Annotated in this window: 13 protein-coding genes; 5 read left to right on the forward strand and 8 right to left on the reverse strand. The window is 44.6% G+C overall.

Features of this window, described 5'->3' with window-relative positions:
- Window positions 1-2: 2 nt before the first annotated feature.
- Together AC1DO4_RS08085 and AC1DO4_RS08090 are read left to right on the forward strand one after the other, a co-directional pair.
- Window positions 3-779: a serine acetyltransferase domain-containing protein gene (locus AC1DO4_RS08085; protein ID WP_477414645.1), complete on the forward strand. Its 777-nt coding sequence runs from the start codon at window positions 3-5 to the stop codon at window positions 777-779.
- Window positions 780-835: 56 nt separating this feature from the next.
- Window positions 836-2,089: a cation:proton antiporter gene (locus tag AC1DO4_RS08090; RefSeq protein ID WP_477414647.1), complete on the forward strand. Its 1,254-nt coding sequence runs from the start codon at window positions 836-838 to the stop codon at window positions 2,087-2,089.
- Here AC1DO4_RS08090 and AC1DO4_RS08095 read toward each other — a convergent pair.
- The 5 genes from AC1DO4_RS08095 to AC1DO4_RS08115 form a co-directional block, all read right to left on the reverse strand.
- The gene (locus AC1DO4_RS08095) at window positions 2,082-2,246 is read right to left on the reverse strand and encodes a hypothetical protein (RefSeq protein ID WP_477414649.1); all 165 of its coding nucleotides are present in this window, start codon (window positions 2,244-2,246) and stop codon (window positions 2,082-2,084) included. The two genes, AC1DO4_RS08090 and AC1DO4_RS08095, sit on opposite strands and share 8 nt — an antisense overlap.
- A 316-nt stretch (window positions 2,247-2,562) precedes the next feature.
- On the reverse strand, window positions 2,563-3,756 hold the full coding sequence (locus AC1DO4_RS08100) for a serine hydrolase domain-containing protein (RefSeq protein ID WP_477414651.1): 1,194 nt from the start codon (window positions 3,754-3,756) through the stop codon (window positions 2,563-2,565).
- 153 nt (window positions 3,757-3,909) lie between these two features.
- Window positions 3,910-7,440 (reverse strand): ABC transporter permease, encoded by a 3,531-nt coding sequence (locus AC1DO4_RS08105; RefSeq protein ID WP_477414653.1) that lies wholly within the window; start codon window positions 7,438-7,440, stop codon window positions 3,910-3,912.
- A 127-nt stretch (window positions 7,441-7,567) separates the two neighbouring features.
- Entirely contained in the window at window positions 7,568-8,275 is a 708-nt protein-coding gene (locus AC1DO4_RS08110) for a LytR/AlgR family response regulator transcription factor (RefSeq protein WP_477414655.1), read from the reverse strand.
- Window positions 8,247-9,320: a sensor histidine kinase gene (locus AC1DO4_RS08115; protein WP_477414657.1), complete on the reverse strand. Its 1,074-nt coding sequence runs from the start codon at window positions 9,318-9,320 to the stop codon at window positions 8,247-8,249. The genes AC1DO4_RS08110 and AC1DO4_RS08115 overlap by 29 nt, the downstream gene beginning before the upstream one ends.
- 254 nt (window positions 9,321-9,574) lie before the next feature.
- On the opposite strand from AC1DO4_RS08115, the gene AC1DO4_RS08120 reads away from it, so the two are divergent.
- The 3 genes from AC1DO4_RS08120 to AC1DO4_RS08130 all read left to right on the forward strand — a co-directional run bounded on the left by AC1DO4_RS08120 (window position 9,575) and on the right by AC1DO4_RS08130 (window position 17,399).
- On the forward strand, window positions 9,575-12,007 hold the full coding sequence (locus AC1DO4_RS08120; RefSeq protein ID WP_477414659.1) for an outer membrane beta-barrel protein: 2,433 nt from the start codon (window positions 9,575-9,577) through the stop codon (window positions 12,005-12,007).
- A 344-nt stretch (window positions 12,008-12,351) separates the two neighbouring features.
- A complete protein-coding gene (locus AC1DO4_RS08125; protein ID WP_477414661.1) occupies window positions 12,352-15,864 on the forward strand; it encodes an ABC transporter permease in 3,513 nt (1,170 codons plus the stop codon).
- A 98-nt stretch (window positions 15,865-15,962) separates the two neighbouring features.
- Window positions 15,963-17,399, forward strand: a complete 1,437-nt coding sequence (locus tag AC1DO4_RS08130; protein ID WP_477414663.1) for an amidohydrolase family protein — start codon at window positions 15,963-15,965, stop codon at window positions 17,397-17,399.
- A 4-nt stretch (window positions 17,400-17,403) separates the two neighbouring features.
- Here AC1DO4_RS08130 and AC1DO4_RS08135 read toward each other — a convergent pair whose 3' ends face one another.
- The 3 genes from AC1DO4_RS08135 to AC1DO4_RS08145 form a co-directional block, all read right to left on the reverse strand.
- Window positions 17,404-17,874, reverse strand: coding sequence for a nuclear transport factor 2 family protein (locus AC1DO4_RS08135; protein WP_477414665.1), 471 nt, complete (start codon window positions 17,872-17,874; stop codon window positions 17,404-17,406).
- Between the two features lie 219 nt (window positions 17,875-18,093).
- Window positions 18,094-21,642, reverse strand: coding sequence for an ABC transporter permease (locus AC1DO4_RS08140; protein WP_477414667.1), 3,549 nt, complete (start codon window positions 21,640-21,642; stop codon window positions 18,094-18,096).
- On the reverse strand, window positions 21,639-24,002 hold the full coding sequence (locus AC1DO4_RS08145; RefSeq protein WP_477414669.1) for an ABC transporter permease: 2,364 nt from the start codon (window positions 24,000-24,002) through the stop codon (window positions 21,639-21,641). The genes AC1DO4_RS08140 and AC1DO4_RS08145 overlap by 4 nt, the downstream gene beginning before the upstream one ends.
- Window positions 24,003-24,164: the final 162 nt, after the last annotated feature.

Genomic DNA, 24,164 nt, shown 5'->3' on the forward strand with positions numbered 1-24,164 from the left:
ACATGAAAGACGATAAATTCGACAGCTTCATAGAATCGCTTTACCAAACACATAAAGCTGAATGGGAGGCGACACCCAAAATCAGGCAATGTGTTGGTTGGCTATCCGACCTTTTTGAATTTCTGTTTCCTAATAACCATGCAAATAAACTATCAATTTATGGCGGTCATCTTAAAAAGAACCAGATAGATCTGGAGAATATATTGTTAAGTTATCTTGATCCAAAAGATCTTGATATTGAGCAGGCCGTAATTTCGTTCTACGATTCGTTGAATGAAATTTACCAGGATCTGCGACAGGATGCCTCGGTGATCTATGAAAAAGATCCTGCGGCCACGAGCGTGCATGAGGTAATTGTATCTTACCCTGGTTTTTACGCCATCGCAGTTTACCGCATAGCACATCAACTTACCCGGTTGGCAATACCTATTTTACCCAGGATATTGTCTGAGCATGCACATGGTAAAACCGGAGTTGACATTCATCCTAAAGCTAAAATTGACGTGCCTTTTTGTATTGATCATGGTACCGGGATAGTTATTGGTGCAACCAGTGTTATTGGAAAACATGTCACTATATATCAAGGAGTAACATTAGGTGCTGCGCAGGTAAGTAAGGAATTGTCCGAAACAAAACGGCACCCTACGGTTGAGGATAACGTAGTCATTTATGCCCGCAGCACCATTTTAGGCGGCCGAACTGTAATTGGGGCACCACAGTGTAATTGGAGGCAGTGTATTCTTAACAAAAAGCGTACAGCCCTACGCTCATGTTTTTAATACACACCAATTAAGAATTGAAGTAAAAGAGGGCATGTAATAATATTTATCAGACCATGATTTCCAAACTCAGCTCATCAGAGATAGTCCACTTCTTAATTATCCTGTTAATCATACTTATCCCGGCAAGGCTGTTGGGTGAGTTGTGCCGCAGGTATAAGCTACCGGCTATCATCGGCGAAATTTTTGCAGGCATTATTGTTGGCCCTACGTTGTTAGGCTTGTTATTTCCTGATCTTTTTAAAGGCGTTTTTTTATCAGCCCCCCACGCCTTTGAAGCATTTGATGGCATTGCCAATATTGGTATCATTTTACTAATGTTCATTGCAGGTTTTGAAGTTGACCTTAAACAGATCCGTCAAAACGGTAAACAGGCCATAAGCATCAGTCTTACAGGTATTATATTTCCATTTGCCATAGGTTTTGCCGCTGTATGGTTTCTGTACCAAAGTCATTTTGCTAACGGGTTTAATAACCAGCTGGTTACTTCATTGTTTTTTGGCACGGCACTTTCCATTACAGCACTTTCTGTAATTACTAAGATTTTGCTTGATCTGGATATTTTAAATACCCGAATAGGCAACATCGTACTTACCGCTGCCATGGTGGATGACTTTTTAGGCTGGATATTATTTTCCGTAATCATCCAGCTCATGAATGTGGGTAAAGAAGAAGCCTCATTTTGGTCAGTGAGCATCGTTGTGCTATTTGCTATTTTTATGCTTACCGGAGGTCGCTGGCTAATGCATAAACTTTTGGCTTTTGCCGGCAAAAGCCAAAAGCCTGGCCGGGTACTAACTATGGCGGTTTGCTTGTGCCTCATCAGTGCCTGTATTACCGAAAGCCTGGGCGTTCGCGGAGTGTTCGGCGCTTTTTTGGTGGGAGTTGGTATCAATGATTCGGACTATTTTACCGAAAAGCATAAGCACGTTCTTCATCAATTTACCATCAATGTGCTGGCACCGCTTTTTTTCGCTTCGGTTGGATTGAGGCTGAATTTCATAGCCAATTTTAACCTGGAAATCGTTGTTATCATCCTGGTAATTGCCTGCCTTGCCAAACTTATTGGTGCTGGCATAGGCAGCGCTATGAGCGGTATGTCAAAAAATGAATCCATAGCTGTGGCTTTCGGCATGAATGCGCGAGGATCACAGGAAATCGTATTAGGTTTACTTGCATTACAGGCAAAGATCATCAGTGAACCGGTTTTTGAAGGGCTGGTGGTAATGACAGTAATTACCATGATCATTTCCGGGCCTATCATGAAGCACTATTTTTTAAAGGAAGAAAAGCTACAAATCATCACCTAACCAATTTCAGGCACTCCTTTGAAGCAAGGGCAACCAGTCCATTTAGAATGGAATTGGCACTTTCCGTTAGTGAATACCATTCCAGCGGGTTACGCTCCTGCACTGTTGAGCTGGCTGTGGTGAATGATAGTTTCGGAAAGAACTTTACGATCTTCAATACAATATTGAGAAACCCCGCCAAAGATTTGCTTTCCTTCGCTACCCCTTGTCGCCGTATTTGAATAATCTTTATACAGATAAATACTTATATATACCTTTGCCGCATGGCCGGTATTGAATAAAAGCCTGACATTAAACGAAATAAATCGGATAAGTAACAAATGGGTAACACGGGTTTGTGAAATCCATGTGTTGTTGAGCCCGAGATCTGCCATGTGAATTATAAGTACTTAAAACAGCTCACTCCAGTGCTTTTAGCTATGACCCAAGAGTAATAGTGCCTGGATATTTATACCGATCATCCGCTTCCCATTTTACTTCAGGTAAGGCTGCATTTCTTTGACCGAAGGAACAATGTAATTGGTAAATGCAGCGTAGACATCCCTTGCTCTATCGTTTCGATTATAATTTCCCCCGGTAAAGACAAGCAATATATTCACGTCCCTCCAAAAAACGATGACCTGCCCGCCATTGCCATTTGCAAAAGGAATATCAGTTTTGTACCGGGATTGTTTAAATAGGTCAGTCCAAAATTGAAAACCATAACCACGAGGTATATCGGGGCTTTCCGATAGCCTGGAAACCTGGGCACTTAAGGATTGTTTTACCCAATCTGTATCCAATACCTGCGTATTGCCCCATTTGCCATAGTTCATATACAGAAGCCCGAATTTGGCCAGGTCCCTCGACCTCAACCGGAGGCCCCATGCGGCAGCAGTCATATTCTTATTCTTAGGCATGGAGACCCATGTATACTTCCTGATGCCCAACGGGGCAAACAAATTCTTCTCCGCATATTTATCCAGTCTTTCGCCGGTAGCTTTCCATAGGATCTCTTCTAAAAGCAGTGTGCTGCCTCCACAATAATTCCAGGTTCTGCCAGGAACGGATATAAGCTTGCGGCTTAATATAAACGAGATCGGGTCATCGCTCCTATTCATTTGTGTTTCGCTATTTTTGGGATCGAGGTAGGAAATCTTTTCATCCCATTCTAACCCGCTGGTCATGGTTAGCAGGTTCCGGATCGTTATTTTTCTTTTAGCCGGATCGAAATATTTTGCATATGCTTTGAAGTAGGAAAATATCGGCTCATCAATACTTTTGATAAAGCCTTGTTTTAGGGCGATACCGATACACGCCGAGGTGAAACTTTTTGAAACGCTTCTGCAATCGTGCAGATCGTTTATCGTGTGGTTTACATAACCCGCATATCCTTTGCCTGCAACTTCATCTTCACCTGCAAAATAATTTTCGTATATGAGTTTGCCATGCCTGAAGATGAGCAGGCTGTGGATATTTGCGTATTTATCAGCTAGTATCAGTTTGGTAAGCGCTACAATTTTACCGGTGTCCATCCCGTTATTATACATGCCATCTACAGGCAGTCCATCTGAAAGCTGTTTGGGTTTTACATACGAATATGCTGTGGAGCGGTAATGCCAATGACAGCTTATCAATGCAGCAAATGCCAGTATGAATGCTAAAAAACCGCCTGTTACTTTTTTCATTTATCTTTTGGGTTTAAACCAAGTCCCAGAGTTCGCCACGGGTTAAGCGGTGACCTTTCGAGTCTGTACGCTTCAGAAATTCGCAGAAGAATTAACGATTTAAATAAATATTGCCAGAACCCCGCATATACCTTCGCAGTTAGACCGCCACAATCATTCGCTTCTCAGGCTTTTTACGGGATTGGCCAATGCGGCCTTAATACTTTGGTAGCTTACAGTTGCTAAAGTGAGTACCAAAGCGCCGATGCCCGTCAACACAAATACCCACCACGCAATTGGCGTGCGGTATTGGTATCCCTGCAGCCACTTTGACATAAAATACCAGGCCACGGGGGCAGCAATGAGAAGCGAGATAATGACCAGCAACACAAAATCTCTTGATAGTAACCGCCACAGGGTAAATACTGTTGCACCCAGCACTTTTCGCACCCCAATTTCTTTAGTGCGTTGCTCTGCCATAAACGCAGCCATTCCAAATAAGCCAAGGCAGCTGATGAAGATGGCCAGGCATGAAAAGAAACTTGTTAGTTTGCCAATATGTTCTTCAGCAGCAAACTTTTTAGAATATTCTTCATCCGCAAAACTATACTCAAATGGAACGGAAGGTATGATCTTTTTAAAAACACCGGCTATTTTGGGCAAGGCATTGCTGACGCTTACCATCGGGTTGATCCTGATAAAGATCCAGTTGGGATTACCTCCGAGCCGAAAAATGGTAGGTTGTACAGGATCAAACGGTGACTTCATCACCATATCTTTTATCACACCGATGATTTTGTAATCCTTGTCAAGGTTTAGCCATTTACTTTTCCAATGAATGGTTTCTCCTACCGGGTGCTGTAAGCCCATATACCTTGCCGCAGCTTCATTGATCACAAAGCCCGATGAATCTGTAATGAAAGCCTTGGAAAAATCACGCCCTTCCTTAAACTGCCACCCAATTGTTTTTCCATACTCCGGTGTAACCGTTAATGTTCCAAAATCTTCTTCTATGCCGGGGTCCTTCCCTTTCCAGTTGAAACCGCCGTTATGCGAGGACACTCCCGTAACCGGGCTTTCGGATTCAGCCATTTCGGCTATCGCACCGGTGTTTTTCAACTCAATACGAAGCACATCATATTTCCCAAGGAAGTCCATTGATTGCATCCGTATGATGACCAGTCCATCCCGGGAATATCCTACGGGGCGGTTTTTAGCAAAGATCAGCTGGTTGTATACAACAATGGTACAAATGATCAACACAATCGAAACAGTAAATTGCATCACCACCAATACTTTCCGCGGAACGGACGCCATGCGGCCTGCCCGGAAGGCCCCTTTTAGCACTTTTACCGGCTGAAAAGAAGATAGGTACAAAGCCGGGTAAATTCCTGCCAGCAACCCTGTAAATAAAATAAAACTAAGGCACGCAATCCAAAACCATAAATTGGTAAAGGGTATGGTGATTTGCTTGGCAGCCAGGTCGTTTAAAAATGGAATAGAAAGGATCGCCAGCAAAAAGGCTATTATAAATGCAAAAAGCGCCACTAACAACGATTCACTAAAAAACTGGTTGATCAATTGCCTGCGTGCCGAACCGATCGCTTTACGGATCCCTACCTCTATTGCTCTTTTTTCTGAGCGGGCAGTACTTAAGTTCATGAAATTGATGCAGGCCAGCAACAATACAAAGCCGCCGATAATGCCAACCAGCCAGACGAATTGAATCGGCCCCCTATCGGCAACGCCGTCTTTAAAGTTTGAATACAGGTGCCAATTCTTCATTGGATTAAGCAATATCTCCGGGTTTGAAGCCACTTCCTGCTTCATATTATCCAGGCGCCTGATCGCTTTAAGCTCGGCACCCTTAATGCTGGCAGCCACCTGATCAAAGTCAGCATTGGGTTGAATTTCAGCATAGATCAAAAAACGGTGATCATCCCATGTCATGGCATTTAACTGCTTATTGCCCACAGCATACAAATTCCAAGGCATAAAAAACTGAGTTTCATGAAATAGAGTATTTTGCGGCAGGTCTTCATAGATCCCCGTCACTTTTAAATTTGTGATATTGCTTACATCCCAGGTATCACTCACTTTCACCGTTTTATCCAAAGGATCGGCATGACCAAAAAGCTTTTTTGCGGCAGATGCCGAAAGCAAAACCGAATACGGATCGTTGAGCGCGACCCATGAACCGCGAAGCATTTTCAATGTCAGCATTTCGGGTGCTGCTGCATCAATATATTGCCCTGTTTGTGCTATTTTAGTTTCGCCCCGCGACAGATAGTAATTGCTTGTTGCAGTAGCTGTCACGATGTGCTTAAAACTGCCCTGGTAATTTGTTTTGAGCTCATGAACCAGTTGGTAAGGCAGCTGCTCCCATACTTTTATATTTCCGAGAGATTTTTGCTTTTGCATGATCTGCACAATGCGGTCATAGTTTTGATGGTATTTATTAAACGACAGCTCATCCCATATCCATAAACCGATCAGCATCGCCACAGCCATGCCTACAGCAAGCCCCCCGACGTTGATGAAAGAAGAAGCCTTGTTCCTGGTGAGGTTGCGCCAGGCGATTTTTATATAATTCCTAAGCATATAACTGTGGGTTAATTTCCGGTTCAAAATTACTGCCGCAAATCCGGGATGTTGTCCTACATTATAAGGTGGGAGTTCTTTTTGCAGACCGGCTTTATACTCTGCCGGGCTTTTACCCGTCATTTCCTTAAATATCCGGTGAAAGGCGCTTTTCGAGTTGAAGCCCGAATCATACGCAATGCCCTGCAAGGTTATCCGGTCATAAGCCGCGTCCTGCATTTTCCTGATCACTTCCGCAACCCGGTATCCATTAATAAAATCGTTGAAGCTTTTTTTGAGCGTTGTATTGATTATCCGGGATAATTCATGGGGACTTAAGCCAAGCCTTTTAGCCAGTGAACTTAAACTTAATGCCGGGTCCTCGTAATACCGGTTTTCTTTGACAATTTTCTTCAGCCAGGTACCTTTTTGCTTCAGTTCCGCGGGAAGCGGCAGCTTTAAAAGCGAAGGCGAATTTGGCGAAACAGACACCTCCGGCCTTAAAAAGGTAATGGCTGCAATGCGGATGACGATTGCCGCCAATAGCAGATACAAAAAATGATGAGCCTGGATGCCCGGCTGGTTGTGGTAATAAAAATAATCTACCGCTGCACAAGGTATCCACAGTAGCGACAACAGGCTGAAACCCGCCAGCGAACGATGCAGCCACCGCAATTCGCTCCTCTGCCGGTCACCCCCGTTAAATTTCAGCCGCCTGTAAAAGCTTTCGATCAGTCTATGGGACCGATACAGGTAGATACCTACCGAAATAAAGGTCAGCGTATGATAAATAGTGCTATCCTGCATACCCAGTCCAAGTAATAACGGACTGAAATGCAGTAGATCCTTAAGACGGAATTTATGATCAGGCTGGGTTATTTTAAGCACATAAAAGAAAATAAGCGGACCAAGTGCCAATGAAAATTGCAACGAAAGCCAAGCCCATTGTAGAATGTAGCTTGACAATCCCATATCAATGCCCAATAATACGACGGCCAGAAACCGGTTTGCAGGCTGGTTTTTTTTCCTGGCGAACCATAAAAGCAAGATAAAAGGGAGGCTGATAAATATCGTTCCAAAGAACGCAGCATCATAAAGGGTAATATGGAAAGTATATGGCTTCAAGTAAATCAAACAGCTCAATCGCCGTTCCAAACTATTAACTAATTGATTGATGCGAAGTTACAGGATATTTGAAATAAATATTGTCACAAAACCGTTCATAAGATCGTTCGGTTTTGAATGACGAATATTAAGATTTCTTTAATGTTTGAAAGACCAATTCTTTATAGCTTTCGCCTATAGGTATCTCAATTTTACCGATTTCGACATCACTTGAGGTGAAGGCGGTCAAATGGCTCAGGTTAATAATAAAGGAACGGTGAACCCGCAGGAAACCTTTGTTTGACAATTCAACCTCCATATCACTTATCTTAAATTTTGTGGTAATGCTCGTTTCTGCGGTATAAATTTTCACATAGTCCTTTAGGCTTTCGACATATAAGATGTCACAGGTGTTTACTTTAATGTTCCGATGTGCCGATTTAATATACAATGCGGCCTGTTCCTTACCTAAAGGAACTGCTGATAAATCCGTTAAATTATTGTTCCGGAGATAACGCTCAATGGCTTTGAAAAAACGATCAAATGTTATCGGTTTCAATAAATAGTCTGTAATATCCAGGTCATAGCCATCCAGGGCATATTCCCGGTAGGCCGTTGTGATGATGACTTTGGGTGGCCGGTGCAGCATTTTCAGGAAATCCAGGCCGCTTATCGCAGGCATCCTGATATCCAGGAACATCAGATCGATCTCCGTTTTTTTCAGAATTTCCAAAGCTTTTAGTGCATTTGGGCAAGTTCCTGTAACTTCCAGAAAATCAAGCTGCTCAACATGCTTTTTAAGCAGCGAAATAGCCAACGGCTCATCGTCAACCAGCAAGCACCTTACTCTTTTCATATCCTATTTTTTGATGTTTCAGATCGATGGTTAAACTTACTTCAAAAGATTTATCCCGGCTGATCACTTCAAGTGTGTAATCTTTTCCGTAGATATAATCCAATTGTTTGCGCAGGTTGTTTAAGCCGATCCTGTTTGCTGATGAACTTTCCATGTTATTTTTTTGCCCGGCAACCGTATTCGATATATTGAAAATCATGCTTCGTTCATTGACTTGCAAATCAATAGCGATCACCGGGGCGCCCGTGTCATTTCCGGCACCATGCTTAAAGGCGTTTTCGACCAGCGAGAGCAGGATCAAAGGGGCGATTTCTATTTCATAGGGCGCATTGATTTCAAATTTTACGATCAACCGTTCATCGTATCTTAATTTCTCCAGTTCAATATAATTTTTTATTAAAGCGATCTCGGAGGCCAGGGATACGTATGGTGCTTCACAGCGGTATAATATATGATCCAGTATAGCTGCAAGCCGGGCGATGGAATCGGATGTTACCGGTGATGAAGTGAATGAAAGTGAATAGATGTTATTCAGGGTGTTGAAAAGGAAATGCGGATTAAGCTGTGTTTTTAAAAGCTTTAACTCGGTTTCGGCTTTTTCTTTTTCCAGGGTAAGTGTTCGTTTTTGTATATCCAGCTGATCTTTCAATACCTTCAAACACATAAATACAAATGCAACAGCAAATATCTGGAAGAAATAGACGTACATTAATTTAGGAACGTCCGTGAATATTTCCTGGTAAGTCTCAAAGGGTTTTGGCGCGACTCCTGCCAGGGGCTCACAAACTTTTACAATGATCACACGGGCAGCCACACAAATCAGGTAACTGATAAGAAAAAAAGTCGCAACGGCTATGACATATTTTTTTCGATAAAAGAAAAGAGGCACTACAAGATAGGTTAAAAAATAAGCCGCCGCCATTTCGGTAAGTTGGTATAAGCCATCACTAACCAGTTCGAATCCATAGGCCCCTTGCTTGCCTTCATAATATTTACTGGAACTTATCGAAACTACCAGCACGGCCGACCAGAAAATCACATGCATTGGCCACCGATGCTTTTTATGAAATTGTAAGATGCGTTCCAGGAAGTTCATAATAGAACAATAATAACCAATTTACAGTATTTCAACCTCAATTGTCGACCAAAAGGCAAAACCGCCCCCTGAATATCCCTGATCAGCATCCCGGCTGGTTTGGCCTGTAGAATTGACCTGTATATCGCCCCGTATATTTCATCTGTCCCCTTTCCTGTTTTAAAGCTTTCCTAACAGGTATCATTGACCAAAATTCACAGCTCATGAAACCCGGTTTCCGATTGCTATTATTGCTTCCAGTCATTTATTCGGCCTCCATATCGCTGTCTTACGCACAAGGTGTTATTAAAGGCATGACGGCGGATGAGAAAAAGGCGCCGCTGCCATCAGTCATTATCCGGTTGAAAAAACTTCCCGATTCGACATTTTATAAAACCGTATCCACCGACCTTTCAGGAAATTTCATTTTCAATGATTTACCGCAGGGGAGCTATGTGCTGGAGACCGATCTCATGGGTTACCGGCCTTTTGAAAGATCAGGTCTGGCAATCAACTCAGCTGATGTTCTTGATATGGGTTTACTGTTGTTAACCCCATCTTCGAAAATGCTCAATGAGGTTATCATAAAAGCGCAGACGCCGATGATCGAGAAGCAGATCGATAAAACAGTGGTCAACGTAGATCAGAACATTGCCAATACGGGTACCAATGCATTTGAATTATTGAAAAAGCTCCCGGGCGTGCAGGTCACCCCCGACGGGCAGATCACGCTTAATGGCAAACCAGGCGTTAATCTGATCATCGACGGTAAGACCAGTTTTCTTTCCGCTGATGACCTGGCCGCTTTACTGAGCAGTACCCCTTCTTCCGAAATTCAAAAGGTCGAGATCATGACCAATCCTTCAGCAAAATATGATGCTGGGGGAACCGCGGGTATAATTAATATTATCCGTAAAAAGAGTATCAAAAGCGGGTTGAACGGGAGCGTTACCGCCAGTTTCGGCCAGGGATATTATGATCGTTATAACGGGAGCCTGGTGCTCAATTACAAAACCGACTGGTACAACTTCTATCTGAATAATAGCTACAGTTATAATAAAACACTGCTGGGCGGCAACGCTGCTGCAGATATACTGGACGGCAATGCCTTGCTTAATGAACAAGTTTCTGCCACCAACCGGGTGACCGGAGAGAAGGCTTACAAGAGTATAATAGGGCTTGACCTGTACTTGTCGAAGAAAACCACATTAACACTTTCCGGCAACATTTCAGACCAGACAGCAACAGAAAATATCAATTCCGAGTTGAATGTCTTTGATGATAATCACCATAAAACGGGTAGTAAAAGTTTTGCCGGCCTCAATGCCGACAGACCATTCAATTACACAGCCGGCATACAGTTGGTGCGCAAACCGGATACATCCGGCAGGCAATGGTCAGCCGGTGCCGATTATTCCAATTATCGGTACCAACCAGGCCAATACAATACAACGATGAACTATGACCCATCAGGGGATTTTATAAACCAGCAAAATGTTTTCATCGATGAATTGAGAAAGCTGCAAATTTTTGGTGGACGCGCAGATTATATGCAGCGCCTGCCGGGCAATGGCAAGATAGAGGCTGGCCTGAAATCAAGCTATGTAAAAACCAATAATAACAGCACCTATTACAACCAGGCGGCGGGCCAAAACATGATCGATCCGGCCTTAAGTGATTACAACACAAATAGTGAAAATATCAACGCCGCTTATTTTAATTTTAATAAGCAATACCGGCAATTAGCCGTGCAGGCGGGATTACGGGCAGAACAAACCATCATGAAAGGACAGCAGCTATTCTCAAATGCTGCTGTTTATCAAAATTATTTTCAATTGTTTCCTACGCTTTTTCTAAGTTATATGCTTAATGACCAGCACACTTTTAATTTTCAATTCGGCCGCCGCGTTAACCGACCGGATTATCATGAATTGGTGCCATTCAGACGGCCGCTTTCCACGACCCTTTATTTTAAAGGGAATCCAAACCTGGAACCCGACCTGAACTGGCATACAGAAGTATCATGGGCCTGGAAAAATACATTTTTTATAACGGTGGCTTACGACATCGATCATAATTATGTGCGTACACTCCCCTTCCTTGATTCGAACAAAAGTACGATTACCCGCATGCCCGTCAATGTGCAAGGTTCGCGCTCATGGAATGCAAACATCAGTTTCAATAAGGAGCTTACAAAATGGTTAACAACCAATACTACCGCAACCATCTACCAGAATTCATTTAGCGGCAGTACCAATGGCTTCAGTTTGGATGACGGTGGATTGGCAACCGTTGACCTGGTGACCAACAATAGCTTCCGTTGCAGCGATAAGCTATCGCTGGAAGCCGATTTTGAATATGAATCCAAACGCCGGTTTGTAGGTTCCATATATGGAGCTTATTCAATAGTGAACCTGGCGGTGAAGCAAAAAATACTGAAGGACAAAGGCTCAATCACGATCAACGCGAATAATGTATTGAATAGCGAAAATTACAACAGCATCGATCGTTACCTCAACCTTAATCAACACGCCTATACCCGTTTTTACACCAGGGCAGTCATTTTAACTTTTAATTATCGTTTTGGCAGCGGGAATCTTCATAAAACACAAAGCAAATCAGGTTCAGAGGATGAGCAGCACCGGGCCGGCAACTGATCATCGTTATTTTCCTATTCAGAACGGAGTGTCTTTACCGGGTTGGCCATTGCTGCCTTGATGGCCTGGAAGCTTACGGTAATCAATGCAATGAATAAAGCGGCAAACCCGGCGAGAACGAACATCCAAAAAAGTTACTTTATAAAAGTATCTGCGCGACCGGTATCTTACTCGTAACGTGGCTTGGTCCTCTGCACTCAATGTCATTAAGTAAGCTATAATATTCGGCAACCGTCCGACCCATACGTTCGCTTTTATTACAAATCCTTATCATGTCCAAATGGCCAATATGCTGCATTTCAATGCATTGTATATTTGGAACATCAATTGTGCGAATAAATTGATTGAACACATATAATTTCCATATCACCTGCTATGACCTGGCCTTCGTCGGAACGATATTTACCGGGCTTGGTTTAGCGCTGCAATTGTGGTTCACAAAAAAGATCAATCGTGCAGGAAACCGGTTTCTTGCACTGGCTTTAATCGCCGTTGTTCTGTGGATGATTTGGCTGCTGGGAGTTGATATTGGGCTGGCTGGTTATTTCTCCCGCCGGAGCTGGCTTCAGCTGCAATATTTACTTTTACCCGGGCCCCTTATTTATTTTTATGTTTTAAAAATAACCCGGCGGGAATTTAAGATCCGACCGAAGTATTTATGGCATTTTAGCCCCTTGTTGCTTAGCCTCATGGTGGGCTATCCCCTGTTACAATTACTGGTATTTATCTCCGCCGGCAGTTACCTGTATGCATCAAACAAACTGGTAGAACGCATTTACAGGCGGATGAAATTTAATGACACAAGCGACCGGTACCGGTCCGAATTTACCTGGCTGCAACGGCTACTTACCGGGCTCGGCCTGTCGTGGCTTTTATTGATGCTTTATATGCTGGCAGATTACTTTTTTGATCATAAGCTGCCAGGCACCATCGGTTACCTGTTGTATTTACTTTTAGCGATCATGATGATTTGGATGGCTGCATCGGCACTGGCCAGGCCGGATGAAGGGCTTTTGCCACAGGCGGCTCCCTTTAAGCCATTGTTGCCTGCGGGCCTTAAACAAAAAGGTGTTTGGCTGACAGAAGCTATGAAGGCAAACCTGTATTACCAGGACGCGGAGCTTAGCTTGCGCTCACTGGCGGAGACGCTGGGAATGCAGCCTAACGATTTATCCCGTATTATAAACCAGGTGCTCAAAAAAAACTTTAATGATTTTATCAATGAATACCGGGTAGCGGAAGTGATTGATAAAATGCATAATCCTGCGTATAATAAGCTAACACTGCTCGGTATTGCGATGGATTCCGGGTTCAATTCCAAATCCACATTCAACCGTATTTTCCGGGATATGACCGGGAAAACCCCGGCGGAATACAAAAGCTGGTTAAAAGAGCGCCCAAACTACACTTTGAGACCTTTTTCACGCCCTGCTGCGCTAATTTCGGGTCACGAAACCACACCACGATGGTCTTCTAAGAAATTAAATCGCAGCCTTATGTTTAAAAATTATTTAAAAATTGCCTGGCGTAGTTTGTTAAGAAACAAAACGCAATCCTTTATCAATGTAGCAGGCCTTTCAGTCGGAATGGCGGTAGCGTTGCTGATTGGCCTTTGGGTGTATGATGAGCTCTCCTTCGACCGCTATCATCAGCATTATGACCGCATCGGCCAGATCATGACTACGCAGACCTCCAATAGTCAAACGGTGACTTTCGGGGTGACAGTTGTACCGCTTGGTAACGAATTACGCAGCAAATACGGTAATAACTTTAAATTGTCCGCACTTACGTCGGGCGGCGCACACCTGCTGACTGCCGGTGAGACAAAAATATCCCAACAGGGTATGTGGGCCGAACCCGGTCTGCCTGCAATGCTGTCCCTGGTAATGATTAAGGGTCATTACAGCGCTTTTAAAGATCCCTCTTCCATGCTGCTTTCGGCGGCTACCGCCAGTGCCCTGTTTGGCAATGAAGACCCAATAAATAAAACAGTGCGTATTGATAACGCTAAGGATATGAAAGTTATCGGCGTCTACCAGGATCTGCCTGATAATACAACATTAAGGGATACAAAATACCTGTTGCCCTGGGCAAATCCCGCAAACTTCTGGAATACCCAGCAAACGAAATGGGATAACCATGGCGTGCAGCTTTATGTACAACTTAATCCGAACGTGAGTTTTGACAAAGTATCTGCACAAATCAAAAATATTACATCACCCTATAACAAAACTATTAACGAAACGATACAAGTGTTCCCGATGTCCCGGTGGCATTTATATAGTAACTTTCAAAATGGTCAATCAGTTGGCGGCCGCATCCAGTTTATTTGGTTATTCGGCATCATAGGCTCTTTTGTATTATTGCTGGCCTGCATCAACTTCATGAATCTGAGCACTGCGCGCAGCGAAAACAGGGCCAGAGAGGTAGGCATCCGCAAGGCTATTGGCTCTCTCCGTGGTCAGTTGATATGGCAATTCCTGAGCGAGTCGATGGTGGTGGTATTTCTGGCGTTTATATTTACTATCCTATTGGTATTGCTGGCCATTCCATATTTTAATGAAATTGCGGTCAAGCAAGTGGCTTTACCCTTAGCAAACCCGGCATTCTGGTTGTTTGCTTTAGGATTTACCTGCTTTACCGGTTTGATGGCAGGCAGCTATCCCGCATTTTATTTATCCGGTTTTAAGCCGGTCAAAGTTTTAAGGGGTACTTTCAAAGCCGGCCGGTTAGCTGCGCTTCCGCGCAAAGTGCTGGTCGTAGTCCAATTTACGGTTTCCATAGTTTTAATAATCGGTACAATAACCGTGTTCAGGCAAATACAATTCGCAAGCAGCCGCCCGGTGGGCTATACCCGCGAAGGATTAATTACGGTTGAAATGAATACGCCCGAAATCCGGGGGCATTATGAACCGATGAGAAATGACTTAATTGCCAGCGGCGGCGCACTCGATATGGCAGAATCCAGCAACGCTACAACAGAATTGAGTATAACCAATACTGGATTTGACTGGGCAGGAAAGTCCCCGGGTTTTGACCCATCATTCGGACAAGTATTCGTGTCGCCTGATTTTGGCAAAACCATAGGATGGAAAATAATAGACGGGCGCGATTTTTCAAGGAGCATCCCTGCGGACACCGGTGCATTTATTCTGAACGAATCTGCGGTAAAACTTAGCGGTATCAAAAACCCAATTGGCAAAACGATGCATTGGTTCGGCAAAAACCATGTGATTACCGGGGTTGTAAAGGACATCCTTATGGAATCCCCCTATACACAAACAAGAGCCACCGTCTTTCAAATGAAACCTGATTGGGTTAACCGCATCACTGTTCGTATTAACCCAAAATTGCCCATGCAGGAAGCGCTAAGCAAAATTGCACCGGTATTTAAAAAATATAATCCCGGCAGCCCGTTCGAGTACAAATTTAACGATGAAGAATACGCCAAAAAGTTTTCGGATGAGCAAAAGATCGGACGTTTAGCCAGGATATTCGCGCTGCTGGCCGTCTTTATTTCGTGCCTTGGCCTATTTGGTATGGCATCGTTTGTTGCCGAGCAGCGAACAAAAGAGATCGGTATCAGAAAGGTACTTGGCGCGACAGTCTTTACCCTGTGGCAATTGCTTTCAAAAGATTTTGTAACGCTGGTGATCATTGCCATGCTGGTCGCAGCGCCGGTCGCTTATTATTTTATGCACAATTGGCTGCAAGCGTATGACTATCGTGTGGGAATGAGTTGGTGGATATTTGCAGTGACCGCCCTCGCTGCTTTGCTCATTACGCTGGCGACGGTAAGCTACCAAAGCATTAAGGCGGCTATACTTAACCCGGTAAAGAGCTTGCGTAGCGAATAGGCCCCGTCAAGTTATATCATATTGATAATCAACCATGAAAAGCGAAGTTGACCATTACAGGAGGGGGACTTCCACAAGAAAATTCATTAAATTCGTCTATGACTTATTTTTTAAAAACAAAACTTCTTTGGGGCGGCGTTACAGCGATCCTGCTGTTTAGCGCCGTGCCTGCTTTTGCGCAATTCAGCAGTGCGGTCAAAAAATTGATCAGCGTACAGGCGGACACACTGGCGCTGGTACACGCTAAGATCGTCGATGGCACCGGTAGGCCTTCGAAAGCGGACCAAACGCTGATCATTATCAAAGGCCGGATTGCCGCGACGGGTAATTCGGCGGGCATGGAAGTCCCGGCCGGTGCAAAGGTTGTCGACTGCTCCGGGAAGACGATCATTCCCGGGATGATCATGATGCATGAACATCTTTTTTACGCGGAAACGGACGGACAGTACTATTTCGGGCAGGAAATGCCGATATCCTTCCCGCAATTATACCTTGCGGGAGGCGTGACAACCATGCGCACAGCCGGGAGCATTGAACCGCAGACCGAATTGAACCTGAAAGAATGGATCAAACAGGGCCAGATGGCGGGGCCGGATATGGATGTTACGGGGCCTTATATCGAGAGATCGGGCTTTCCGGTTCCCGAAATGCTGCATATTACGAAGCCCGAAGATGCCGCCCTGATCGTGAATTACTGGGCGCACTTCGGCTGCACCTCATTCAAGGTATATATGGACATTACGCCGGAGGACCTGAAGGCCACCGTACAGGCAGCGCATAGGCTGGGACTGAAAGTGACGGGCCATCTTTGCTCGGTGACTTACCGGGAAGCCGCCGAAGCCGGGATTGACAACCTGGAGCACGGCTTTATGGAAAGCAGTGATTTCGACGCGGCCAAAAAGCCCGGTGCTTGTTCGGGCGACGTATTCCGGTCATTGCTCACGCTGGACGAGAACAGCAAAAAGATGGAGGAATTGATGCGGCTGCTGATCGCTAAAAAAGTGGCCCTGACTTCTACGCTGACCGTGTTTGAGCCCTGTACCGGACGGGAGGCTATTCCGGGCGGCGGCGCGGATGCGCTGGCACCGCAAACCAGGCAGGCAGTTGAGCAGGGATATAAGGAAACGGCCGGCCGCGACACGAATGCCGTAAGGGTGTTTAAAAAGGAAATAGCCTGGGAGAAAAAGTTCGTGCGGATGGGCGGCACGCTGATGGCCGGAACGGACCCGACGGATGACGGGAGGATCATACCGGGGTACTCGGACCGGCATGCATTGGAACTGCTGGTCGAAGCAGGTTTCAGTTTCCCGGAAGCGATAAAAATATGTTCGCTGAATGCGGCGGTATACGAGGGGATCGCAAACGAAACCGGAACGGTGACTATAGGTAAACGCGCCGACCTGGTATTGATCGGCGGAGACCCGGAAAAGGACATCCGCACCGTGCGCAATACCGAGATCGTATTTAAGAACGGCGTGGGTTTTGATTCGAAAAAGATCTTCGACTCGCTGAAAGGAACCGTAGGAAGATATTAAAAACTTAATTTGCTGAATGACCGGCGTGGGTGCTGATCACGCGGGTGATCTGCCATTTGCCATCCCGGTGTCTCCAGATGACGATGAACCTGCTCGGCTCGGATACATGATCGTGTTCGGCATGGTTGATGAACCGGTGCAGGGCGATTTCGACCGCGCCGAAACCGGGCAGAGGGTAAACCTCCAGGCTCCCCGGTACAAGCTCGCGTGTAACCTTGCCGCAGATATTTTCTTTGATCACTTTCAGGAGGTCTTTTTTCGAGCTTTCCAGGCCGCTTCCGTCGTGGTAGAACTCGATACTGTCGGAATAGATGCGCCCCTGGGTATCCATATCGCAGTTGTTGTACGCGTTGAAATAAACACTGTCCATGCGGGCAATGGTCCGGTATAATTCGCTTTTGGGTTTGTCCTGCGCGTATGCGGTTATCGAAGCGGAAAAGCCGATGAACAAGGTTAAAATAATCATTTTTTTCATGATGATGTTTTTTTAAAGGTTATATTTTGTATTCTTCCGGGCCGGCCGTCTGGATCATTCACTCAACTTTAATCAACACGCCTATACCCGTTTTTACACCAGGGCAGTGACTTTAACTTTTAATTATCGTTTTGGCAGCTGGAATCTTCATAAAACACAAAGCAAATCAGGTTCGGAGGATGAGCAACACCTGGCCGGCAACTGATCATCGTTATTGATCTATTCAGAACGGAGTGTCTTTACCGGGTTGGCCATTGCTGCCTTGATGGCCTGGAAGCTTACGGTAATCAGTGCAATGAATAAAGCGGCAAACCCAGCGATAGCGAACATCCAATATTGTATGGTTGTCCGGTAGGTATAATTCTGCAACCAATTCTGCATCAGCCACCAGGCTACCGGAAAAGCAATGACACAGGAAACGGTCACCAATTGGAGGAATTCTTTGGCGAGCAAGCCAGCAAGCGCTGTAACTGATGCGCCAAGCACCTTCCGGATGCCAATTTCCTTTGTACGGCGTTCGGCGGTATAGGCTGCCAATCCAAACAAACCGAGACAGGAAATAAAAATGGCGAGCATCGCAAATAATCCGGCAAGATTGCCGATCAACGTTTCGGAGGAAAACAGGTCATTAAAATCTTTGTCGGCAAACCGGTATTCGAAAGGAACGCCAGGGTTTTCCTTTAGCATAACGGCGCGGGTTTTTTCCAGCGCCTGCGACAGGTTTACGTTGGGTTTAACGCGGATGGCCATCACCGTAGCTGAATAATTGCCGTTGAATAGGATTAAAGGAGCGCCACTTCCGTATATATCGTTGTAGATAAAATCTTTAATAACGCCAACGACGGATAGCTGGTACCGTCCTGTCCTTATTATACTACCAGGCTTACCTTCGCGTCCCATCAGCCTGGCCATACTTTCATTGATAATCACGCTTGTGCTATCCGCAATGCCAGGGTAAAAATCCCGCCCATCGATCAATTGCATATCCATGGTCTTTACATATTCGGCACTAACAACATTGGAATGAATTGCCAGTCTAGCATTTGGATCTTTGCCCTGCCAGTTAAAGCCCTCACCAACGCTATATACGTGTAATGCATCATGTAAACTGGTCGCTGCATTCTCAACATATCCCGTTGCAATAAGACTGTTCTTTATACTGCCGAAGTGGTCTTTCATGTTACCTTGCAGATCCAGATAAATGAGCTTATTTTTATTATAACCCAGATCCCTTTCCTTGACGTGCTGAACCTGTTTGTAAACTACTATCGTAGCTATGATCAAAATGACGGATGAGGCAAATTGTATGACCACCAGCCCCTTGCGAATAAAAACAACACTTGCAGCGCTTTTTACCTTAATGCCTTTTAACACTGCTATCGGGTTAAAGGATGATAAGTAAAAGGCAGGATAAAAGCCGGCGACAATCCCGGCAATAACGCCAATACCCAGCAGGCCCCCGAGATGGGCAGGGCGGAATAAGTTGATCGACAGTTGTTTTTGTACCAGGTTATTGTAAAAAGGCAGTAACAGGTACAGCAACACCACGGCCATTACTATCGCGATAAATGACATCAGCATGGATTCGCTGATAAACTTACCTATCAGGCTTACTTTGTTTGCGCCCATCACTTTGAGCACACCTACTTCCTTACCACGCTGCTCCGAACGCGCAGTGGAAAGATTCATAAAATTGATACAGGCTATCAGCAGAACAATGACCGCGATTATGGAGAAAAGCTTAACATACTTGATGCTGCCCCCATCCTGCCGGCCGTTCACAAAATTACTTCGCAAATGCCAGTCATTCATACTAAATAAAAAACACTGATTGGTTGTTTTGGGTATTTTAGTGGCTAAGTAGTTTTTTAATTTTTTATTGATAGCTGCCGTGTCTGCTATTGGCGAAAGTTCAACGATCGTTTCTGAAAGGTTGTTGCCCCAGGGCTTCAACCAGGTATTTGCATTTTCCCAGGTGGTGTAGGGGGAAATCCATTGAAAGTGATAATTACAATTTGCAGGCAGATCTTTGTATACACCGGTTATTTTATAAAGCCCGTCGACACTGTATGCACCTTTAGCATTCATTTTGATGGTTTTTCCAACCGGATCAGCGTTACCAAAAAACTTGCGGGACATCGTTTCACTGATCACCACATCATTAGGGTTGTTTAATGCCCTTGTGCGGTCACCATAGACAAAAGTTAGGGTATACATGGAAAGTACCGATGGGTCTGCATACGCGCCATTTTCTTTAATGGATTTTTCACCTGATAAAACAAGTTCATCCATTGCCCAGCTAAGACGCCCGCTGTTAACAATGCCCGGGATATCGGCTTTCAATGCCGCAGCGAGCGGCCCGGGCGTAGAGCCATTGGTATTTATACCTGCATCGCTTTTTTCATTTTGCATCACATGATACAGGTGATCACGCTTCGTAAAATTATGATTGAAGTTCAGTTCATCTTCCACCCACAAGAAAATCAGCGCTGCGCTCACAATGCCTATGGCCAAACCCGCAATGTTCAGCGCGCTGTAAACCTTATTCTTTTTTAAATTCCGCCAGGCGGCTTTGAAATAATTTTCAAACATATGGTTGCGATTTAATTTTGACTGAGACCAGCTAGGAAGCGGTTCATGATTCAAAATTAACGGCGCAAGTTGGTCACGGGCTCCCATATTATAAGATGGGAGTACTTTTTTGAGGTGGTTTTTATATTCAAGCGGGCTTTTCCCGGTTACCTGTTTAAAAATACGGTGAAAACTGCTTTCTGAATTGAATCCTGAATCAAAAGCAATGCCCAGCAGGGTTAGCCGGTCATAAACCGGGTCCTGCAATTTCCGGATCACTTCCGCAACGCGAAATTCATTAATGAGATCATTGAAGCTTTTTTTGAGCACGGTGTTGATGATCCGGGATAATTCGTGGGTGGTCAGGCCAAGCTTTTCAGCAAGCGAGCCTAAGTTTAATTCCGGGTCCCGGTAATAATAGTTTTCTTTAACGACTTTCTTCAGCCAGGTCCCTTTTTGCTTCAGTTCCGCGGGCGGTACCGTTCTGGAAACAAAAGGTGTATGGACCGGCACGCTGGCATCTTGCTTTAAAAAGGACATGATTGCAATCCGGATGAAGCTTATTGCCAAAAGGAGATACAAAGGCTGATAAGCCTCGATACCCATCCGGCCATGGTAATAAAAATGATCCACGGCGGCATATGGAATCCACAACAGCCACAACAGGCTGAAGCCAGCCATTAAGCGATGCAGCCATCGCAATTCGTTCCTGTGCCGATCACCGCCATTAAATTTCAGCCGCCTGTAAAAGCGTTCGATCAGTTTATGTGACTGATACAGGTAGATACCTACCGAAATAAAGGTCAGCGTATGATAAATAGTGCTGTCATTTACCCCCCATACCTGCGCGCCCAGTTCAAGTAATAACGGGCTGAAATGCAACAGGTCTTTCGGGCGGAATTTATATCCAGGTCTGATCATTTTAAGCACATAAAAAAAGATCAGGGGACCAAGCGCCAGTGAAAATTGCAGCGGCAGCCAGTGCCAGCGGGGGAAATATGCATCAAGCTCCATATCGATGCCCAATAACCAAACCATCCGGAAAACAATGATTAAAATGGCTAAGGCAAGAAAACGGTTTGCACTCCGGTTAATTCTTTTAGCGAACCATAACTGCCCTGCAAAAGTCAGCCCGGTAAATATCGTTCCCAGGAAGGCCAGGCCGTATGGGGTGATATGAAAAATATACGGACTCAACTTCTTAAGCTCTTAACCGGGTTAGCCAGGGCCGCTTTTAAGGCCTGGAAGCTGATCGTGCCAATTGCAATAAATATAGAAAGACCTCCGGCAAGGGCAAAAACCCACCATTCGATATGGATGCGATAATTATACCCCTGCAGCCATTTATTCATCGAGAACCACGCGATTGGCGAGGCGATAATAAAAGAGATAATGACCAGCTTTAAAAAATCGACGGACAGTAAAGTGGTAATACAGGTAACCGAGGCTCCCAAGACTTTTCGCACACCGATCTCCTTAATTCTGTTCTCGGCCACATAGGTAGCCAGGCCAAATAATCCAAGGCAGGATATAAATACGGTCAGTCCCGCGAACAATGCCGCCAGTGTCCCTACACGGTTTTCGTCTTCAAACTTTGCAGCATATTGCTCATCCACAAATTTATATTCAAAAGGATAGCGGGGATTATATTGTTTAAAGATCTGTGCCACCATCTCCATGTTTTTTGCGATGGTGTTTGCGGGGTTTAGCTTAATATGTACGATATTGAACCATGCTTTGGGGCCGTATACTGCCAATTGCTGTATTTTTTTATAGGGCGATTCGTAGATAAAATCTTTAACCACGCCCACTACATGCCAGTCGACGCCATTATTTTGCACCAATGCGCCGATCGGGCTCTTTAGCCGCATCACTTTTACTGCTGTTTCATTTAACAGCAAGGCGGTAGAATCAGACGGGTATTTTTTGATATCGATATCTCTTCCCTGGGTTAATTTTACCCCCATGGTCTTCACAAAATCTGCTTCAGATGCCATCAGTACAAAGTCAATCTTTTTGTCTGTCTCTGTACTTCCCGGCCATGAAAACCCCCAGCTATCACTGTAGCTTTGCGTAATAGGACTCATAGACTTGGTAACGGCGGTTGCCGCAGATTTATTGAGCAGGTCCAGTTTGATCAGGTCATAATTCCTGGCCACATCGCCCTGCATATTGACATAGATCAAATTATTGCGGGAATAACCCGTTTCACGTGCCTGGGCAAATTTTATCTGGTGTTGTACAATGATCGTACAGATAATAAGCGCGATGGCAAAGGTAAACTGCAGCACAACCAGTATTTTACGGGGTGTTACTACCGAATCTACTGCTTTAAAAGCCCCTTTTAAGACTTTTACTGGCTGGTAAGAAGACAGGTAAAATGCCGGGTAACTACCAGCAAGCAGACCTGTAAACAGGATAAATAGGATCGAAAATAACCAATACCCAGGGTTGTGGAAATCAATATAAAGTTCTTTGCCCACCAACTGATTAAAACCAGGCAAACTCAACTCTACGATAATTATGGCCAATAGTCCCGCTAAAAAAGATAGCATAACGCTTTCGCTGATGAACTGAACGACCAGCATCTCTTTTGTTGCTCCTGCTACTTTACGGATCCCAACTTCCCTGGCACGTTTTTCACTTCGGGCAGTACTCAGGTTCATAAAATTGATGCAGGCGATCAGCAGGATAAAAATAGCGATCAGTCCAAAAAGCTTCACTCTTTCTATACGCCCACCTACATAAACACCATTTTTGGCATCGGAGTAGAGCCAGGCATCGCTAAACAACTGGGTAAAAACCTGCGTAGTAGCTTTGTCGCCGTTTTTAGTATGTTCTATAGTAATATTTTTGATCTTGGCATCAAAAGCTGCTTGCGCTACGCCGGGCTTTAACAGGATAAAAGTTTTTGTAATATTGTTGTCCCACCTGTTATCGTCCTGGTTGATCTTTTTTAAGTATGACCAGGGTATGATATATTCGAAATGGAACGCCGTATTATTTGGCAAATCTTTCAGTACGCCGGTTATGGTAAAATTGTCAGCACTGTCAATTTTGAGCGTTTTGCCCATCACGTCATCGTTTCCAAACAACTTGATCGCCATTTTTTGCGTAACGACGATGGAATTATTGCCTTTCAGTGCATCCGTATTGCCCGCGATCAGCTTAAAGCTAAACATCTTCAAAAAGCCGGGGTCCGCTGCTGCGCCATCAATATTCAGGTGTCTATCACCCGTCGTAAAAAGGAACGTTTGGTAGTCGTTCACCCTCACCGCATCTTCCACATCGGGGTAATCCTGCTTTAGCGCGGGTCCGAGCGCCTTTGGCGTGTTACTCCAGGCCCAGACCTCACCATTAAATTTATCCCTGTTGTTAACGACGTAAAGCCGGTCTTTTTTTTCGTGAAACCTGTCATGGCTCATTTCATTCTGGATCCAGAGTAAGATCAGGATGGCGCTGGCCATGCCTATCGCAAGGCCGAGGATATTGATCACCGAAAAGCTGATATTGCCGATCAGATTTCTCCATGTGGTTTTCAGGTAATTTTTAAACATAGCTCTATATTTTAAATTAGTATAACCGGTTAGATTGAGATGAAAAAGCGCAGTTGGATAAAAGGCAACATTTGCAATGCCAGTTTTGTAACTGCTTTATTTTTAAATTGTTAAAAATTATTTATATCGAATGAATGTTCGCTTTTGTTACAATAATCAGAT

It is taken from the genome of Mucilaginibacter sp. P5_A6 (assembly GCF_056400585.1).

Bases quoted from the DNA above. Each gene is read 5' to 3' on its own strand.
- AC1DO4_RS08085 (WP_477414645.1), top strand. From the start codon at position 3: ATGAAAGACGATAAATTCGACAGCTTCATAGAATCGCTTTACCAAACA.
- AC1DO4_RS08090 (WP_477414647.1), top strand. From the start codon at position 836: ATGATTTCCAAACTCAGCTCATCAGAGATAGTCCACTTCTTAATTATC.
- AC1DO4_RS08100 (WP_477414651.1), bottom strand. From the start codon at position 3,756: ATGAAAAAAGTAACAGGCGGTTTTTTAGCATTCATACTGGCATTTGCT.
- AC1DO4_RS08110 (WP_477414655.1), bottom strand. From the start codon at position 8,275: ATGAAAAGAGTAAGGTGCTTGCTGGTTGACGATGAGCCGTTGGCTATT.
- AC1DO4_RS08115 (WP_477414657.1), bottom strand. From the start codon at position 9,320: ATGCATGTGATTTTCTGGTCGGCCGTGCTGGTAGTTTCGATAAGTTCC.
- AC1DO4_RS08120 (WP_477414659.1), top strand. From the start codon at position 9,575: ATGAAACCCGGTTTCCGATTGCTATTATTGCTTCCAGTCATTTATTCG.
- AC1DO4_RS08130 (WP_477414663.1), top strand. From the start codon at position 15,963: ATGACTTATTTTTTAAAAACAAAACTTCTTTGGGGCGGCGTTACAGCG.
- AC1DO4_RS08135 (WP_477414665.1), bottom strand. From the start codon at position 17,874: ATGAAAAAAATGATTATTTTAACCTTGTTCATCGGCTTTTCCGCTTCG.
- AC1DO4_RS08145 (WP_477414669.1), bottom strand. From the start codon at position 24,002: ATGTTTAAAAATTACCTGAAAACCACATGGAGAAATCTGATCGGCAAT.